Source organism: Gammaproteobacteria bacterium (assembly GCA_029881255.1).
GTDB lineage: Bacteria > Pseudomonadota > Gammaproteobacteria > S012-40 > S012-40 > JAOUMY01.
In genome coordinates, this window is the sequence record JAOUMY010000003.1 from 1 (window position 1) to 12,627 (window position 12,627).

At 46.5% G+C, this 12,627-nt stretch carries 16 protein-coding genes and 1 pseudogene; 10 read left to right on the forward strand and 7 right to left on the reverse strand.

Translation table 11 applies throughout. The features are described 5' to 3' along the window. Nucleotides 1-459: 459 nt before the first annotated feature. From OEZ43_07430 to OEZ43_07450, 5 genes and pseudogenes are all read right to left on the reverse strand, one after another. Nucleotides 460-1,179, reverse strand: a pseudogene (locus OEZ43_07430) (energy-coupling factor ABC transporter ATP-binding protein). Nucleotides 1,180-1,193: 14 nt separating this feature from the next. Beyond that, a complete protein-coding gene (cbiQ, locus tag OEZ43_07435) occupies nt 1,194-1,982 on the reverse strand; it encodes a cobalt ECF transporter T component CbiQ (GenBank protein ID MDH5545406.1) in 789 nt (262 codons plus the stop codon). A 2-nt stretch (nt 1,983-1,984) separates the two neighbouring features. Beyond that, complete coding sequence (cbiM, locus tag OEZ43_07440) at nt 1,985-2,605, reverse strand: cobalt transporter CbiM (protein ID MDH5545407.1); 621 nt, start codon at nt 2,603-2,605, stop codon at nt 1,985-1,987. Further along, nucleotides 2,605-3,156: a hypothetical protein gene (locus OEZ43_07445; GenBank protein ID MDH5545408.1), complete on the reverse strand. Its 552-nt coding sequence runs from the start codon at nt 3,154-3,156 to the stop codon at nt 2,605-2,607. The genes cbiM and OEZ43_07445 overlap by 1 nt, the downstream gene beginning before the upstream one ends. A 13-nt stretch (nt 3,157-3,169) precedes the next feature. Continuing rightward, nucleotides 3,170-3,961 (reverse strand): DUF4198 domain-containing protein, encoded by a 792-nt coding sequence (locus tag OEZ43_07450; protein ID MDH5545409.1) that lies wholly within the window; start codon nt 3,959-3,961, stop codon nt 3,170-3,172. Nucleotides 3,962-4,308: 347 nt separating this feature from the next. On the opposite strand from OEZ43_07450, the gene OEZ43_07455 reads away from it, so the two are divergent. The 4 genes from OEZ43_07455 to OEZ43_07470 all read left to right on the forward strand — a co-directional run bounded on the left by OEZ43_07455 (nt 4,309) and on the right by OEZ43_07470 (nt 7,476). After that, entirely contained in the window at nt 4,309-4,536 is a 228-nt protein-coding gene (locus OEZ43_07455; GenBank protein ID MDH5545410.1) for an AbrB/MazE/SpoVT family DNA-binding domain-containing protein, read from the forward strand. Beyond that, nucleotides 4,487-4,912, forward strand: a complete 426-nt coding sequence (locus OEZ43_07460; GenBank protein ID MDH5545411.1) for a type II toxin-antitoxin system death-on-curing family toxin — start codon at nt 4,487-4,489, stop codon at nt 4,910-4,912. Before OEZ43_07455 ends, OEZ43_07460 begins: the two co-directional genes overlap by 50 nt. Before the next feature lie 298 nt (nt 4,913-5,210). Beyond that, a complete protein-coding gene (locus OEZ43_07465) occupies nt 5,211-6,959 on the forward strand; it encodes a flagellinolysin (protein ID MDH5545412.1) in 1,749 nt (582 codons plus the stop codon). Between the two features lie 85 nt (nt 6,960-7,044). Next, the gene (locus tag OEZ43_07470; GenBank protein ID MDH5545413.1) at nt 7,045-7,476 is read left to right on the forward strand and encodes a group 1 truncated hemoglobin; all 432 of its coding nucleotides are present in this window, start codon (nt 7,045-7,047) and stop codon (nt 7,474-7,476) included. Between the two features lie 215 nt (nt 7,477-7,691). Here the strand turns inward: OEZ43_07470 and OEZ43_07475 are convergent, their stop codons facing one another. Next, nucleotides 7,692-8,186 carry a hypothetical protein gene (locus OEZ43_07475; protein MDH5545414.1) on the reverse strand — a complete coding sequence of 165 codons (495 nt, stop codon included), beginning with the start codon at nt 8,184-8,186 and terminating at the stop codon, nt 7,692-7,694. 18 nt (nt 8,187-8,204) lie between these two features. Beyond that, nucleotides 8,205-8,642: a hypothetical protein gene (locus OEZ43_07480; GenBank protein ID MDH5545415.1), complete on the reverse strand. Its 438-nt coding sequence runs from the start codon at nt 8,640-8,642 to the stop codon at nt 8,205-8,207. 587 nt (nt 8,643-9,229) lie between these two features. Here OEZ43_07480 and OEZ43_07485 point away from each other — a divergent pair. The 6 genes from OEZ43_07485 to OEZ43_07510 all read left to right on the forward strand — a co-directional run bounded on the left by OEZ43_07485 (nt 9,230) and on the right by OEZ43_07510 (nt 12,614). Then, the gene (locus tag OEZ43_07485; GenBank protein ID MDH5545416.1) at nt 9,230-9,541 is read left to right on the forward strand and encodes a hypothetical protein; all 312 of its coding nucleotides are present in this window, start codon (nt 9,230-9,232) and stop codon (nt 9,539-9,541) included. 9 nt (nt 9,542-9,550) lie between these two features. Next, a complete protein-coding gene (locus OEZ43_07490) occupies nt 9,551-10,183 on the forward strand; it encodes a DUF799 domain-containing protein (protein ID MDH5545417.1) in 633 nt (210 codons plus the stop codon). Continuing rightward, nucleotides 10,180-11,118 (forward strand): hypothetical protein, encoded by a 939-nt coding sequence (locus OEZ43_07495; protein ID MDH5545418.1) that lies wholly within the window; start codon nt 10,180-10,182, stop codon nt 11,116-11,118. Before OEZ43_07490 ends, OEZ43_07495 begins: the two co-directional genes overlap by 4 nt. Beyond that, nucleotides 11,115-11,414, forward strand: a complete 300-nt coding sequence (locus OEZ43_07500; protein MDH5545419.1) for a PEGA domain-containing protein — start codon at nt 11,115-11,117, stop codon at nt 11,412-11,414. Before OEZ43_07495 ends, OEZ43_07500 begins: the two co-directional genes overlap by 4 nt. A 2-nt stretch (nt 11,415-11,416) precedes the next feature. After that, nucleotides 11,417-11,887, forward strand: a complete 471-nt coding sequence (locus tag OEZ43_07505; GenBank protein ID MDH5545420.1) for a hypothetical protein — start codon at nt 11,417-11,419, stop codon at nt 11,885-11,887. Between the two features lie 253 nt (nt 11,888-12,140). After that, on the forward strand, nt 12,141-12,614 hold the full coding sequence (locus tag OEZ43_07510; protein ID MDH5545421.1) for a hypothetical protein: 474 nt from the start codon (nt 12,141-12,143) through the stop codon (nt 12,612-12,614). The last annotated feature ends 13 nt before the right edge of the window (nt 12,615-12,627 follow it).

The following is a 12,627-nucleotide window of genomic DNA, read 5'->3' on the forward strand; positions in this document are numbered from 1 at the left end:
ATCGTGATCGTGATCGTGATCGTGATCGTGATCGTGATCGTGATCGTGATCGTGATCGTGATCGTGATCGTGATCGTGATCGTGATCGTGATCGTGATCGTGATCGTGATCGTGATCGTGATCGTGATCGTGAGGATGGTCATGGCTGTGGGTATGCGCGTCAACATCTAAATGCACACCCACCGCAACTTCTTCGAATACGACCACGTCTTCACCCTGTGCTACCGGCTCCACATGCTCTTCATGCTCATGGGTATGTGGATGATCGTGATCATGGTGCTCGTGACTATGCCCTTCGCTATGCCCGTGATGGAAGTGAATGTGAATATGTTCTTCTGCATCCGGTCCGTGTGTATGTCGATGGGCGTGCAGAAACTTGGCGATAATACGCTTGTGTTCGTCATCCATAGTGCCACTACGCAGACGCTCCTCGAGCAACTCATGCGTCATAATCGCCAGCGGTAATTCGAGATTGTATTGTTCGAGTAATTGCTTGTCTTGCAAGATGTGTTGGGCATGACCGTCGGCGACAAACTTGCCATCGGACAACATCAAACAACGATCACACACATCCAACGCGATATCGAGATCATGGGTACACAAAATAATCGTGCGATCGGATTCCTGTAACCACTGTATCAGTTTGCGGCGATTGAGCGGGTCCATATTAGTCGACGGCTCATCGAATACCAGGATGTCCGGTTGATACGACAACACCGTTGCCAATGCTAAACGCTTGCGTTCACCAAAAGACAAATGAAACGACGAGCGATCTTCATAACCTTTGAGACCAACCGTCTCCAGGGCTTCGTCGACACGTTGCTGTATTTCTTCTCGCGGCAGGCCGAGATTCAGAGGACCAAAGGCCACGTCATCAAACACCGTCGGCGAAAACAACTGATCATCCGGGTCTTGAAACACGATGCCCACGCGACGGCGGATATCACCGAGATTTTCTTTGCGTACTTCCATGCCTTCGATTTCAATCGAACCCGAAGTCGGCATGGAGACGCCATTGAGCAGACTCATAAACGTCGATTTACCCGCGCCGTTCGGCCCGATCAAGGCCACTTTTTCGCCTTTGCGTATCACACAATCGGCACCCTTGAGCACCTCGTGTCCATCGGAATAGGTAAACGCCACATTGTTTACTTTAATCGCCACCGGTGTGTTATTCATAAATTTCACCTGCCTCAATACCATGCCTTTTGGGCGATGGGAAAAAATTCAATTACGTCGACATAGGTCAGCGCCACCGCGATGCAAATAATCAACACCGCCTTTATCCAGTCTTTTGTTTCCGCCTGAAATACGCGCAGGGTGTGAAACTCGCCGGTATAGCCCTTGGACAACATCGCCTTATACACGCGCTCAGTGCGCTCAAAACTGCGGATGATGAGTGTGCCGATGAAATTGCCGACCGTGGTCAGTGTGCGCATATCGAAACGCTTTTCAAAACCACGGGACTTCATCGCCGTGTCCTTGCGTTTGATTTCCTCGACGAAGACAAAAATAAAACGATAGGTAAACAAAAACATCTGCACCAGAATTGTCGGACAGCGCAGACGTTGCAAGGCAATCATTGCCGTATCGAAACGCGTCGTACCAAAGATCGCATACGTGGTCATCACCACCGAGATTGCCTTGAACACAATCATGACCGCCAGACGTAGCCCTTCCCACGCAAAGGCTATCCCAAACACATGAAACATTGCCTCACCCGGTATGGTCAGCGGCAATACAATAAAGAAGGGAATCAAAAAGATTAAAACGAATTCCAGGCCGTGTTGTACAAAATGCAACGGCAGGCGCGACATTACCACCAGGGTGGCAGCCAATAGAAAACCGATCATGACGAGAGGAATCGAATCGAGCAAGGCGATACAAAAGGCAAACACACCAAGCGAAAAAATCTTGATGCGCGGGTCCCAGCGTTGAAGCGCCGAGGCATTACCTGCGTAACGATCGATATCCAATGCCATACTTACTCACTCCCAGGTGCACGATAACCGGCAAGCACTTCCGGTTTGGCCTTTAATAAAAAACCCACAATCGCCGACGCGACTATGCCTTCAACAATCATAATCGGAATATGCATCGTGAATATGATCGACGCATTGGTCAGAAACTCTTCGCCGGTACTCACCAGTGCCAGCGCCAGAATCGAACCGGAGGTTATCGTCGCCGTTGCCGCGGCAAGAAAGGCGAAGATCAATTCTTTCTTGGCAAAGCCAACGCGATGACGCAACTGCCAAACACCATAAGCCGCCAGCGCGCCCGTCCCCATCATCGCCGTGTTCACGCCGATAACCGATATCCCGCCATGGCCAAAGATAATCGCCTGAAAAATAATCCCGATCATAATCGCCACAAAGGCGCGTTTACCGAGCACGATACCGGCAACACCGTTGAGAATTAAATGAATACTCGCGACACCGATCGGCACTTTAATCAAGGAGGCCACAAAAAATAGCGCCGTGATCACCGAGATTTTTGGAATCTCTTCCAGATCCATTTTGCGCATGGTCAAGGCCGCACCGATAGCGGCGACCGCAAAACCGGTTGCGATGGTTGGCCCTTGCAGTATGCCTTCTGATATGTGCATTACGCCTTTTCACCTTCTTTACGCGCCTTGAGAAAGGCAAACACCCCGAGTATGCCGACGATAAAACCGACACCGCCGACGATATCGCTGGTATACACTTTGTTTTTCAATTCCGACAACTCGCGCGCTAATGGTCGATTCGCGTCGGCAACCGCCTTGCGTATTTGTGCATCGATGCCGCTACTTGCTGTCGAACTAGTTGCATCGTCACTGACGGCATTGGAAGGGTCTGCCGAAACCGAGGTCATTTCCCCGCCTTCCAATGTCGCCTTGACGATATGACCCAAACCGGCGTCTACCTTGATCTGAATCTTTTTCACCGACGGTGTAGCAAAGGTGTAATTGCCTTCTTCATTGACCACGCCTTCGAGCAACATCGCATTGTCGCCATCGCTCACCGTCACCTTTGCATCCTTGGGAATAATCCCGTCAGAAAAATACGACTCCACAAAAATCTTGCCCGACTCGGCATAGGTAAAAATATTCAGCTTATGCGCCTGCGCCGCGCCCGCCGAAAACATCAATACTAAAAAAGCTATCCAAGGCTTCATGCGTTTCCCCCGATCAATGCGTCTTTACCCATAACACCGCGCCGATTTCCACCGGCTTGTCCTTGCCCTCGTGTTTCATTTTTTTGTCATCGGTATTCAATGCCGCGAAACCCCACCAAGCTTTAAACGGCATGGCGTAGGTAAACACACCATTGCCATCGGCCTTGATCACTTGCGTAATCATCGGGTCCGCCGGTGCCTTGCGCGCACCGTCCGGGTTATAAAATTCGACTTCCACTTCGGCATACGGGACAGGCTTACCCTTTACCTTGACGATGCCCTGGAACACATTGCCCGCCCACAAACCATATGGACGGGTCAACGGCGTAATCTCGGTTTTCAAGCCCACGTCCTGATCCCAACCCTCTTCCAGACCAAAACCATTCACGATGACCTTGGTGTAGTGCACGATGAACGAGTCCTCGCTCGGCTCCCAATAGGGTTGGGGTTCTACATAAAAGGTATGGTCACCCGGCTTGCGCATCGCATAGCGGGCCTTGAACATATCGAAGGCCTTACCCTCCATATCGCTCATTTTCAATGACTTAAGTTCGCCGAGTAAATCCTGCTTCTTGCCATTGACCATCACCCCAAACTGCACCGGCGCCGCCATGTGCATGCCTTTGTTCTCAAACGGATGCCAAAATAACAGGTCCAGTTTAAGACTACGTGATTCCCCCTGGGCGACCATGTCATCCGAGGGAATAATCATCTGAAAATGGGCCTGGGCCTGGCCAAACCCGCCAAGGAGTATCAATAGGAATAATGCGCGGAAGCGCGAAACGGAGTAAGTAGAACGAAACATATGGCGACCTGTAATCTGTTGAATTTATATGTTTTATCTGCCAGCAACCAGACCGGATACACCACCCTCCCTGTACAGCCAGCCTTAAAAACCTAGTCAGCTCAGACACAGGCCCCGATCGGCAGAGGCCCGCTCAGTATAACGCCAAATGTAAAAAGTATGAAATATTTAATTTTTTTCATACTTCACACGGTGTTGCTAAGTGATTGGTTTCTTGAGGAGTAATAGGAGGAACAAATCGTATTCGCCCATGATTGTTTTATCCAAGGGGATCTCCAGAACTCTTATCTTGACAATCATCCCGGCCGATATATATTTCAATATATATTCAACCCCGGAGAAGAATTATGGGTAGTGTTTCTCTACGTAAAGTCGGCACCAGCTATGTCACGACAATTCCTTCAGAGATTGTGGAAGAGCTACATCTAAAAGAAGGTCAAAAGTTTGAGATCAAAAAAGAAAATGGCCAATTGATTCTCATTCCAGTAACACCGGAATACGAAGAGGCTATGGCAGCACACGATCATGTCCTTGAGAAATATCGCGCAGCGTTCAAAAAGCTTTCTGATGCCTGAAACGCGTTTTCTTTCCATTGAAGTCGTACTAGCAATACACCACTCACAAATCAATGTGTTTGGTGGGCTTCACGGATTGCGTGACCAAGGTTTGCTCGAATCGGCGGTAGATCAAGCGCATCAAACATTCTCCCATTCGAACGATATTTTTCAAACGGCGGCGCAATATTGTCTGTCCATAGCGAAAAATCATCCATTCCTGGACGGCAACAAACGGACCGCCGCCGCATGCATGTTGACGTTTATGGTGTTGAATGGTTTCGAACCGACGCTAAGCAACCAAGACCTATTCGATTGGACGCTAAAAGTTGCAATTGGCGAATTATCTCGTGATCAGTTGGCGGAATTGCTGCTAAACAATAGTAGTACTCTTTAGAATCCTGTAAACAGCCCTAGGTCACCCAGTGGACTCTATATGACACAAAAACTCACCTTACTCGACCTTGTTGGCGGCATCGAAACCCTCGATCGCGTACAATCGCGACCAGTCCAGTAGCGTGATCTATCAAACCCAGGATTTAGTTCGCCCCCCATCCTCCAAAATACTCCCTTCGCCCTAAGCATTTAGACCCACTCCAGTATTTGGCACAAATAATCCGCAAGTCAGTCTAAAAAACATGTGAACTATGCACGATATATATATGAGAGATAAAAAGAAAACATTGATTTATTAAATGAAAATAGCGTCAAACCTAAGCGGTCTGATGCTTGACCGTATCTATAACAATAATGCGCGATCTATGTCGGTGACGACTACGCGGCTGGCAAGCGGACTAAGAATTAATTCTGCACGTGATGATGCGGCAGGGTTAGCTATCTCTACACGTTTTACCTCCCAAATACGCGGCATGCGCGTCGGACAAAGAAACCTTAACGATGCTGTTTCAATGCTGCAAGTTGCCGACGGCGGATTGTCTGAAGTCAATGGTATGTTACAACGCATGCGAGAACTCTCGCTGCGAGCAGCTAACACAGCTACTGTCAGCGTTGGAGACAGACGCAATCTGCAACTCGAAGTGGATCAACTGACGATGGAAATTCAGTCGACTTTCAACAAAACTGAATTCAATGGCATCCATCTTTTAACACCGCTAGTGGAAGGAACGATTGCCGTCTCGGTTGGCGAACCACAAGACGATTTATTGTATGCACTCAAAGCAACATGGATGCAGGAAGCGGAAAACGCGGTGAGCACTTGGTATGGTATTACAGCCAACCTCAATGAACCCTTGGAAGTAGTGTTTGATGATACTGGCTCGATTGGACCGGAAGGTGCGAAGATTACAGCCACATATGATGCGCCGTCTCGATTAGGTACCGGCTTAACACTAACATTGGATATGAATATGTTTGGCGGAGCGCAAATCCCAAATGGTGGTGGCGGTCCTCTTTATCTTGATCGTATCATAGCCAGAGAAATGACCAAGGCTGTGATGCACCGTAATGTCGATATGGCAGCACTACCAGAATGGTTCAAAGAGGGTGCTGGCGAATTACTTATTGGCGGTGACGAGCGTGTGGCTGCCGACGGTGGAGTCAACGTAGTAAAAACTGAAGACCTCACCGCCTGGGCAGACACCAGCGCTATGCGCTCAAAATCCTATCTTGCGCAACGTTATATCAATGATGTTTTAATTTCTAATAGCGCGAGCATGGACCAGCTTTTTACGGAACTAAACAATACTATGATGACTCACGGCTCCCGATACCTGTACGACGCTATCAATTCTGTTGCCGGTCTGACAGGCCCTGCCAGATATAACAACGAGTCGCAATTTATGAGCAAACTAAATGCCTATATCAATACCAATTATCTGGGCCTTGACCTGGCCAATGCGGAAGATGTGGGAGCAATTGGCGGGCTTGAAGCGGGTGGAGCCCCATTAAGAGCAGATACGAGTGCCGAAGGAGTCATTCCCGATATCGAAGGTTTTCAGGAAAATCCGACACTTTTCGACGTCACTTTTCCGGTTGTGGCTAGCGCTGCTACCACTACATCAGGTACGCGCCGCTCCTTGGGGCAATTACATTACATGTTTCAGTATGGCGCCAACCCTGGTGATGCCATGCAGGTTGATCTTAAGCAATTCTCCACATCCTTACTCCATCTACGAAACCTTGATGTCGTCAAGCGTGCGCAGGAAGCAGTAACCCTAATTGATACTGCACTTGATACTGTGAACAGCCAACGCGCACGTTACGGGGCGCAACTGAATCGTGTAGAACATATGCTTGCGCAACTTGAAACCAATCACGAGTCTTATTCCCGTTCACGATCTGCAATCGAAGATGCCGACTACGCAGTTGAAATGAGCAGTCTCTTGAAAACAAAATTGCTCGACAATGCGGCCACTTCCATGATGGCGCAATCAAATACCACTGGCAACCTGGTTCTATCCCTACTCAATAGCAGTTTTGGCTAATGGTTATCATTCGATCCAACGATTCTAGCCTACCTTTTTCTGAGATGGCAGGCAAAATAGCTGGAACACTAGCACCGGACTCTATATGACAAACAAAACCACCCTACTCGACCGCGTTGGCGGCATCGAAACCCTCGATCGCGTACACAAGCGTTTTTACGACAAGGTCTATCAACACCCGTGGCTAGGACGCTTTTTTGAAGGCCACGACCAAACCGCCATAGAAAAACGCCAGACGCAATTTATGGCGGAAAAAATGGGCGGTAAAAAACCCTATCTCGGCAAAGAACCGTATATGGCCCATCGCGCCATGTTTATCACTGATAAATTGTTTGATATACGCACCGAATTACTGCGCGAGTCATTACTCGAAGAAGGCCTGGCCGAGGAACTGATCGAACGCTGGATACGTATCGACAATGCCTTTCGCAAACAAATCGTGAAGAACAGTATTTCAGAATTTTATGCAACGTCGTGGAAGTATGAGAAGCGGGTGATTATTCCGGAGCCGAGGTAAACAATACTCAAGGCGCTGCTGAACTCGAATAAAACATCGCATTCTCCTATGACTACGCTTTCCTCGCCCTCGCGCCGCTACCCTGACGAGATCGCTAACTGAAGCCAGGTGTACACCACCTAAATTGAATGTTGCTGTCTTTATTGGTAAAGGAATATTAGAAAAGGGGAATGAGGTGATTGTAGACAATTCCTCCTCATTCCCTTGGCTTTCGACTACATATTTTCCTCTATAACTGCGATTCTGGCATCTACAGCACTTAATATCTCGGAAAGTACCTGCAATTTCTCTTGAGTGGAAGGACCAGAAAATTTTGCTTTATTGATTTCGACAAGATTCATTGCTTTCTCTCTATCGAGAAGAAGCTCTTTGACGAATTCTGGTGGACAACTTAAACATTGAGGGCCAACAGGCCATGGTATAACGATCTGAGGCTCTTCATGAGTGTGATCAACAAATCGCAAATCGGCCATTAGTTTCTCTACCATTGGGCCCAACACACGAAAATCGTCAATCAGGAAACAAGGCATGCTATCTGTCGCACCAGCACTGAGATCTTCCACGCACTGTTTGGTTACTTCGTAATATGTACTACCTGTAACCGACCGAGACACATCGGCGTGAGCCTCAATAAGTGACAGGTTGAAAGTGAGAATGACTGCTGACATGCTTGCTAGCGACAGTCTTTTTAAATTGGTGAAATATTTCATGTTCGATTCCTTGCAAAGTTATAAGCCTTTGTTAACTGCGTTAATTTCTGCCTGAATATTCGCCCTAATTTGTTGCAACTTTTTGAGGTGGCTTTCAATAGGACTTGGGTCTGTAAAACCATTGTCAAATACTCTCTTCCAGTCCTCTTTAAACATATCAACAAACAAAAGGCGGCTTTGCTTTATCAAATTAGGATAGTAAACAGGCTCATCAGATGGACCAGGGAGGTGAATATACAATTCCTGGGCGCCAAATATTCTTGCAAGGGATTTTTCAAACCAGGGTATACGGTAGTGTCTGTCGACAAAGTCTCGGCATGCGGAATTGTCACCATTCTGACATTTAGAAAACAACACGTCCGAGGGAACGCCATAAATCGGACCAGCGCTTGCAGCCATCGGAATACTTAACAATGTCATCAGCATCAAGCCGAGATATCGTTTCTTATTAAACATACAGGTCTCCTATGATATTTTTAGTCGCGTGAACAGCGCGTCCACACTAAAGACCTTACTCAGGAAGGAAATCTACTAATGTGCATAAATGCGATTAGAGCGTGTGCGATATTTACACTTCAGAGAATCAGATAGGGAGTATAATGGCGAGTTTAATATTGCCGCTTTAGCGGTTAGTTGGGAATTTTGTCAGTTCATCCATGAACACGAAGGAAAATATCGACCGTATACTTCATCGAACTTAGTGGCTATTCGGATACCAGGAATATCCCCGCCTTGTCTGTCCGCATAACAGCAAAAAATCGAAATATAATTATTCGACAACTTTTTCTTTTTCAAACACATGACTCGCAACAACAAAGAATCTACACTTCAATCTTTTTTTGGGATAACCATCTCGGTGTAGGCATAACGAAGCAAAGCATACAAATCCCATTTCTCGTGCAACGGGTAGGCGCTACTATCGACTACTCCCTTTGTACTAGAAAATTGAGTGAAAATATGGGTTATTGCGTTTACAAAAGTTATTTACTTTTATTAAAGAAATAACATAGACTTGGCCCAATTAAAAAAATAAGGATTTATAGATGAATCACAAAGTCTTTGTGGCCCTCCTTTCCATCATCATTAGTGGTTGTGTCGCGCACCCGGCTTGGAACCAATATCGTAGCGCTCAGTCCTGCCACTTTAAGAAGCAGGAAGATTGCTCTGAATACTACGAGAAAGCAATCAAATACAACGAACGCTTACCCGGCGTTCATTCCAGCTATGGCACTTACCTAATCACGAAAGGCCATATTAATCAGGGTATCGAGGAAATCAACACTGAGATTAGACACCACCCTTACTCGGAAAACGCTATGAAACTCATACTTGAAAAATACAAGAAGAACGACTAGGTGTTAATCATGAATCAAACATATTTTATTTTATTGCTTATCTTCTTTTCCGTTGTCGCCTCTGGTTGCGTGGGCTTGCATCCTGAGTTTGTGCATGACTCGTTGAACACTGCTCCACCTCGCGTAATTGCCGTTCTACCGCCTGAAAATCTGACGTCAAATACCGAAGTTGAGGAGAAGCTTTATCCCATCATATCCACTCGTTTGGCGGAGCGGGGTTTTTACGTCATATCTCCGGAAATGGTGCGCGAAATTTTCAATGCCAACAAGTTGGAAGAGGCGGCAATGATCAACCAACTTGATCCAAAGAAATTTAACGAAATATTTGGCGCAGATGCCATAATTAAGACGCGAGTTACCGAATGGAGCTCCAAGTATATTGTATTAAGTTCAACCGTCAATGTGGGCTTAGACATGGAGTTGTACGACGCACAGACTGGGAACTTGCTTTGGAAAATGCATAGACTACTTTCCAAAGCGCCAAACAGCAATAACAATGGAGGTTTAGTTGGAGCACTGATTAATGCGGCTATACATGCCGCCGTTGTTCCCTACGAGCCTATCGCAGACGAAAATACAACGACGATGTATTCGACTATTCCGAATGGACCATTTATGCAAGCGTGGGGTATCGCTAAATGAGGATAACAGCGGCAATAACTGCTCTTTCTTTTGTTTTGATACTCATTTCAGGTTGTGCCTCAGAGATTAGAGAAGTTCCCGCCACTGAGACGCCAATTGAAATGTCATCGGCAAATTTAACCGTTCCCGTTGTTCAGGGACTGAAGCATCGAATTGCTATTGCAAAGTTTGAAGACAAAACAGGATACGGAAACAATCTGTTTGGTCAGATCAATGATCTTGGCGGACAGGCTAGCGACATGCTTGCATCTCATTTGATCAAGGCGGGTCGTTATATTGTGGTCGAACGGGAAAACCTCAAAGACCTTAGATCTGAAAACGAACTACAGGGACAAAGCAATGATTTTGTCGGTGTTTCCGCGCTTGTTTTCGGCGCAGTAACTGAATTCGGTACGAAAACAGAATGGGTGGATGCGGGACTGAGCAAAACGAAGACACAAGTAGCGCGCGCCAAAGTTTCTATTCGATTAGTAGACCCACAGTCCGGCGTTGCCTTTTTTTCTGAGTTTGGTGAAGCATCCGCAACAAATGAGTCTTCGCAAACCCTCGGTTTTGGAGGCAAGTCAACCTACGATGCCACGCTCGGAGACCGCGCATTGAATGGCGCTATTGCTAAGCTGGTTGGCAATATGATGTCTTCACTCAATGCGCTTGAATGGAAGACGCAGGTTATCGACACCAGCGACGGGATTATTATTGGCGCCGGAGCGCCAAGCGGATTGAACATTGGTGATATCTTAGTCGTAAGAGCCGCGCCGCGAAAAATTCGAAACCCTAGCACAAATGCCATCATAATGAAGCCGGGGGCTCGGGTTGGAAAGATTCGTGTGGAGACATTGATTGGAAGTTCGGACCTGGATCAGGCTGCTATTTGCAGTATTGTAGAAGGTTCAGGGTTTAAGGTAGGGCAGGAAGTATTGGAGAACAGTAAATGAAAAAACTGATTTTTTTATTGTTTTGCCTAAGCATTTTTTCCTGTGCAGCTCCGAGAACCGCGGTTCAGGCAGGCGACCAGAGTGGTACCGTTATTTTCAAAGTTCAACCGGGATCGTCTATTGTTTATGTCGATGGTAAAAAAGTAGGTCAAGCGAATGAGTATGATGGCCTGGCTGCGGTGCTGGCATTGCCCTCAGGCACACATCAGGTAGTCGTTGAAAATCATGGCAAGGCGTGTCAGAAAACAATTTATGTTAGTGACACACAAGAAGTCGTAAGTTGCAATCTGGAGTAGTTATGAAATTAGGCGCAAAGCTGCTTGGTGTTGCATTAATAACCGTTTCCACGATCTCTTTGGCAGACAGAGGCGACTCAGCATTAGAAATTGCTGTTGGTGGAGTGCTTGATAATACCCTACCAATCAAGGCTGCCTTGGGTTATCACAAAGGATTTAACCGTTCGACCGATTTGGCGCTACTTGCAGGCTTTCAATTAAACCGAGACGGAAACGCGGTCGACTTTGGCGCCGGCTCATTCTATACCCATAGAATAGGCGATATCAGTCCGCAATATGGATTTTCTTTAGGGCCCAGACTGCACATCGACAAAACTGACAACATTTCTGGTTTGTTTTTAAAGGCCCATATGCGCGCCATGTATGAATTAAGTCCGTCCAATCAAATGTTCTTTGAGTACTCACCAGAGATCGAATTTGGCACGCTTAGCGATATCACACATAGTCTATCTGTCGGTTTTCGTTTTCGATAACGAGACATTTAAACTAAATTTGAAAGGTATTTTGAAATAGTGAAGTAATCTCGCCATCGACGGTCGTTGCTGAACTTTTAAGTTTCTTGCATCAGTAACATTTTATTCGCAAAAGGATAACTGTGGATAAATTGGTGTATATTTCAAATTGTAGACCCAGTCAAATAGCTAAAGTTGACCCCAAAACCGTAATAGCTTGTGTGATAGCGATATATGTAGTTCTTAATGGAAATTTTCCAAACGCAGAGCATGTATGAAATTAGACCGCTTTTTTTTCGTTAGCATCGTGATAATTTTCTTTGGATGCCAGTCTGGAGATTCCCCCTCACCTCCCATGTATTCGGACCCCCTGTTGGTCGAGCTTAGCCAGATGACGGGAAAATATCTCTGGAACCCTGAATTAAAGCGCTTTGTATATTCTGAAAAGATGCAAATCGAAAACATACTATCGCGGCGAAATCCGGATGAACTTGTCGTGGTTTTAGCAGATTGCCTGGATGATAAAAAACCAAGCCGTTCTACTCTAGGCGATGCGACGGTAGTAATGGGCATCATTTGCTATGAGGCACTTTCGCAAACTGCTTACTATGAGCATATCTTACCTAACGGAGACATCGCGCCCGAGTGGGCGGGTCATATGGAGCCTAATGCCAATACAAGCCAGTTAGAAGCGGCGAAGAAAGCCTGGCAACTCGTCATAAATGCCAAAACCTATAAATTGTTATAATAAAGGAGTTTAA

Excerpts from the sequence above, each read along its gene's own strand:
- cbiQ (MDH5545406.1), bottom strand. The coding sequence starts at position 1,982 with ATGGCATTGGATATCGATCGTTACGCAGGTAATGCCTCGGCGCTTCAA.
- cbiM (MDH5545407.1), bottom strand. The coding sequence starts at position 2,605 with ATGCACATATCAGAAGGCATACTGCAAGGGCCAACCATCGCAACCGGT.
- OEZ43_07445 (MDH5545408.1), bottom strand. The coding sequence starts at position 3,156 with ATGAAGCCTTGGATAGCTTTTTTAGTATTGATGTTTTCGGCGGGCGCG.
- OEZ43_07450 (MDH5545409.1), bottom strand. The coding sequence starts at position 3,961 with ATGTTTCGTTCTACTTACTCCGTTTCGCGCTTCCGCGCATTATTCCTA.
- OEZ43_07455 (MDH5545410.1), top strand. The coding sequence starts at position 4,309 with ATGGGTAGTGTTTCTCTACGTAAAGTCGGCACCAGCTATGTCACGACA.
- OEZ43_07460 (MDH5545411.1), top strand. The coding sequence starts at position 4,487 with ATGTCCTTGAGAAATATCGCGCAGCGTTCAAAAAGCTTTCTGATGCCT.
- OEZ43_07465 (MDH5545412.1), top strand. The coding sequence starts at position 5,211 with ATGAAAATAGCGTCAAACCTAAGCGGTCTGATGCTTGACCGTATCTAT.
- OEZ43_07470 (MDH5545413.1), top strand. The coding sequence starts at position 7,045 with ATGACAAACAAAACCACCCTACTCGACCGCGTTGGCGGCATCGAAACC.
- OEZ43_07475 (MDH5545414.1), bottom strand. The coding sequence starts at position 8,186 with ATGAAATATTTCACCAATTTAAAAAGACTGTCGCTAGCAAGCATGTCA.
- OEZ43_07480 (MDH5545415.1), bottom strand. The coding sequence starts at position 8,642 with ATGTTTAATAAGAAACGATATCTCGGCTTGATGCTGATGACATTGTTA.
- OEZ43_07485 (MDH5545416.1), top strand. The coding sequence starts at position 9,230 with ATGAATCACAAAGTCTTTGTGGCCCTCCTTTCCATCATCATTAGTGGT.
- OEZ43_07490 (MDH5545417.1), top strand. The coding sequence starts at position 9,551 with ATGAATCAAACATATTTTATTTTATTGCTTATCTTCTTTTCCGTTGTC.
- OEZ43_07495 (MDH5545418.1), top strand. The coding sequence starts at position 10,180 with ATGAGGATAACAGCGGCAATAACTGCTCTTTCTTTTGTTTTGATACTC.
- OEZ43_07500 (MDH5545419.1), top strand. The coding sequence starts at position 11,115 with ATGAAAAAACTGATTTTTTTATTGTTTTGCCTAAGCATTTTTTCCTGT.
- OEZ43_07505 (MDH5545420.1), top strand. The coding sequence starts at position 11,417 with ATGAAATTAGGCGCAAAGCTGCTTGGTGTTGCATTAATAACCGTTTCC.
- OEZ43_07510 (MDH5545421.1), top strand. The coding sequence starts at position 12,141 with ATGAAATTAGACCGCTTTTTTTTCGTTAGCATCGTGATAATTTTCTTT.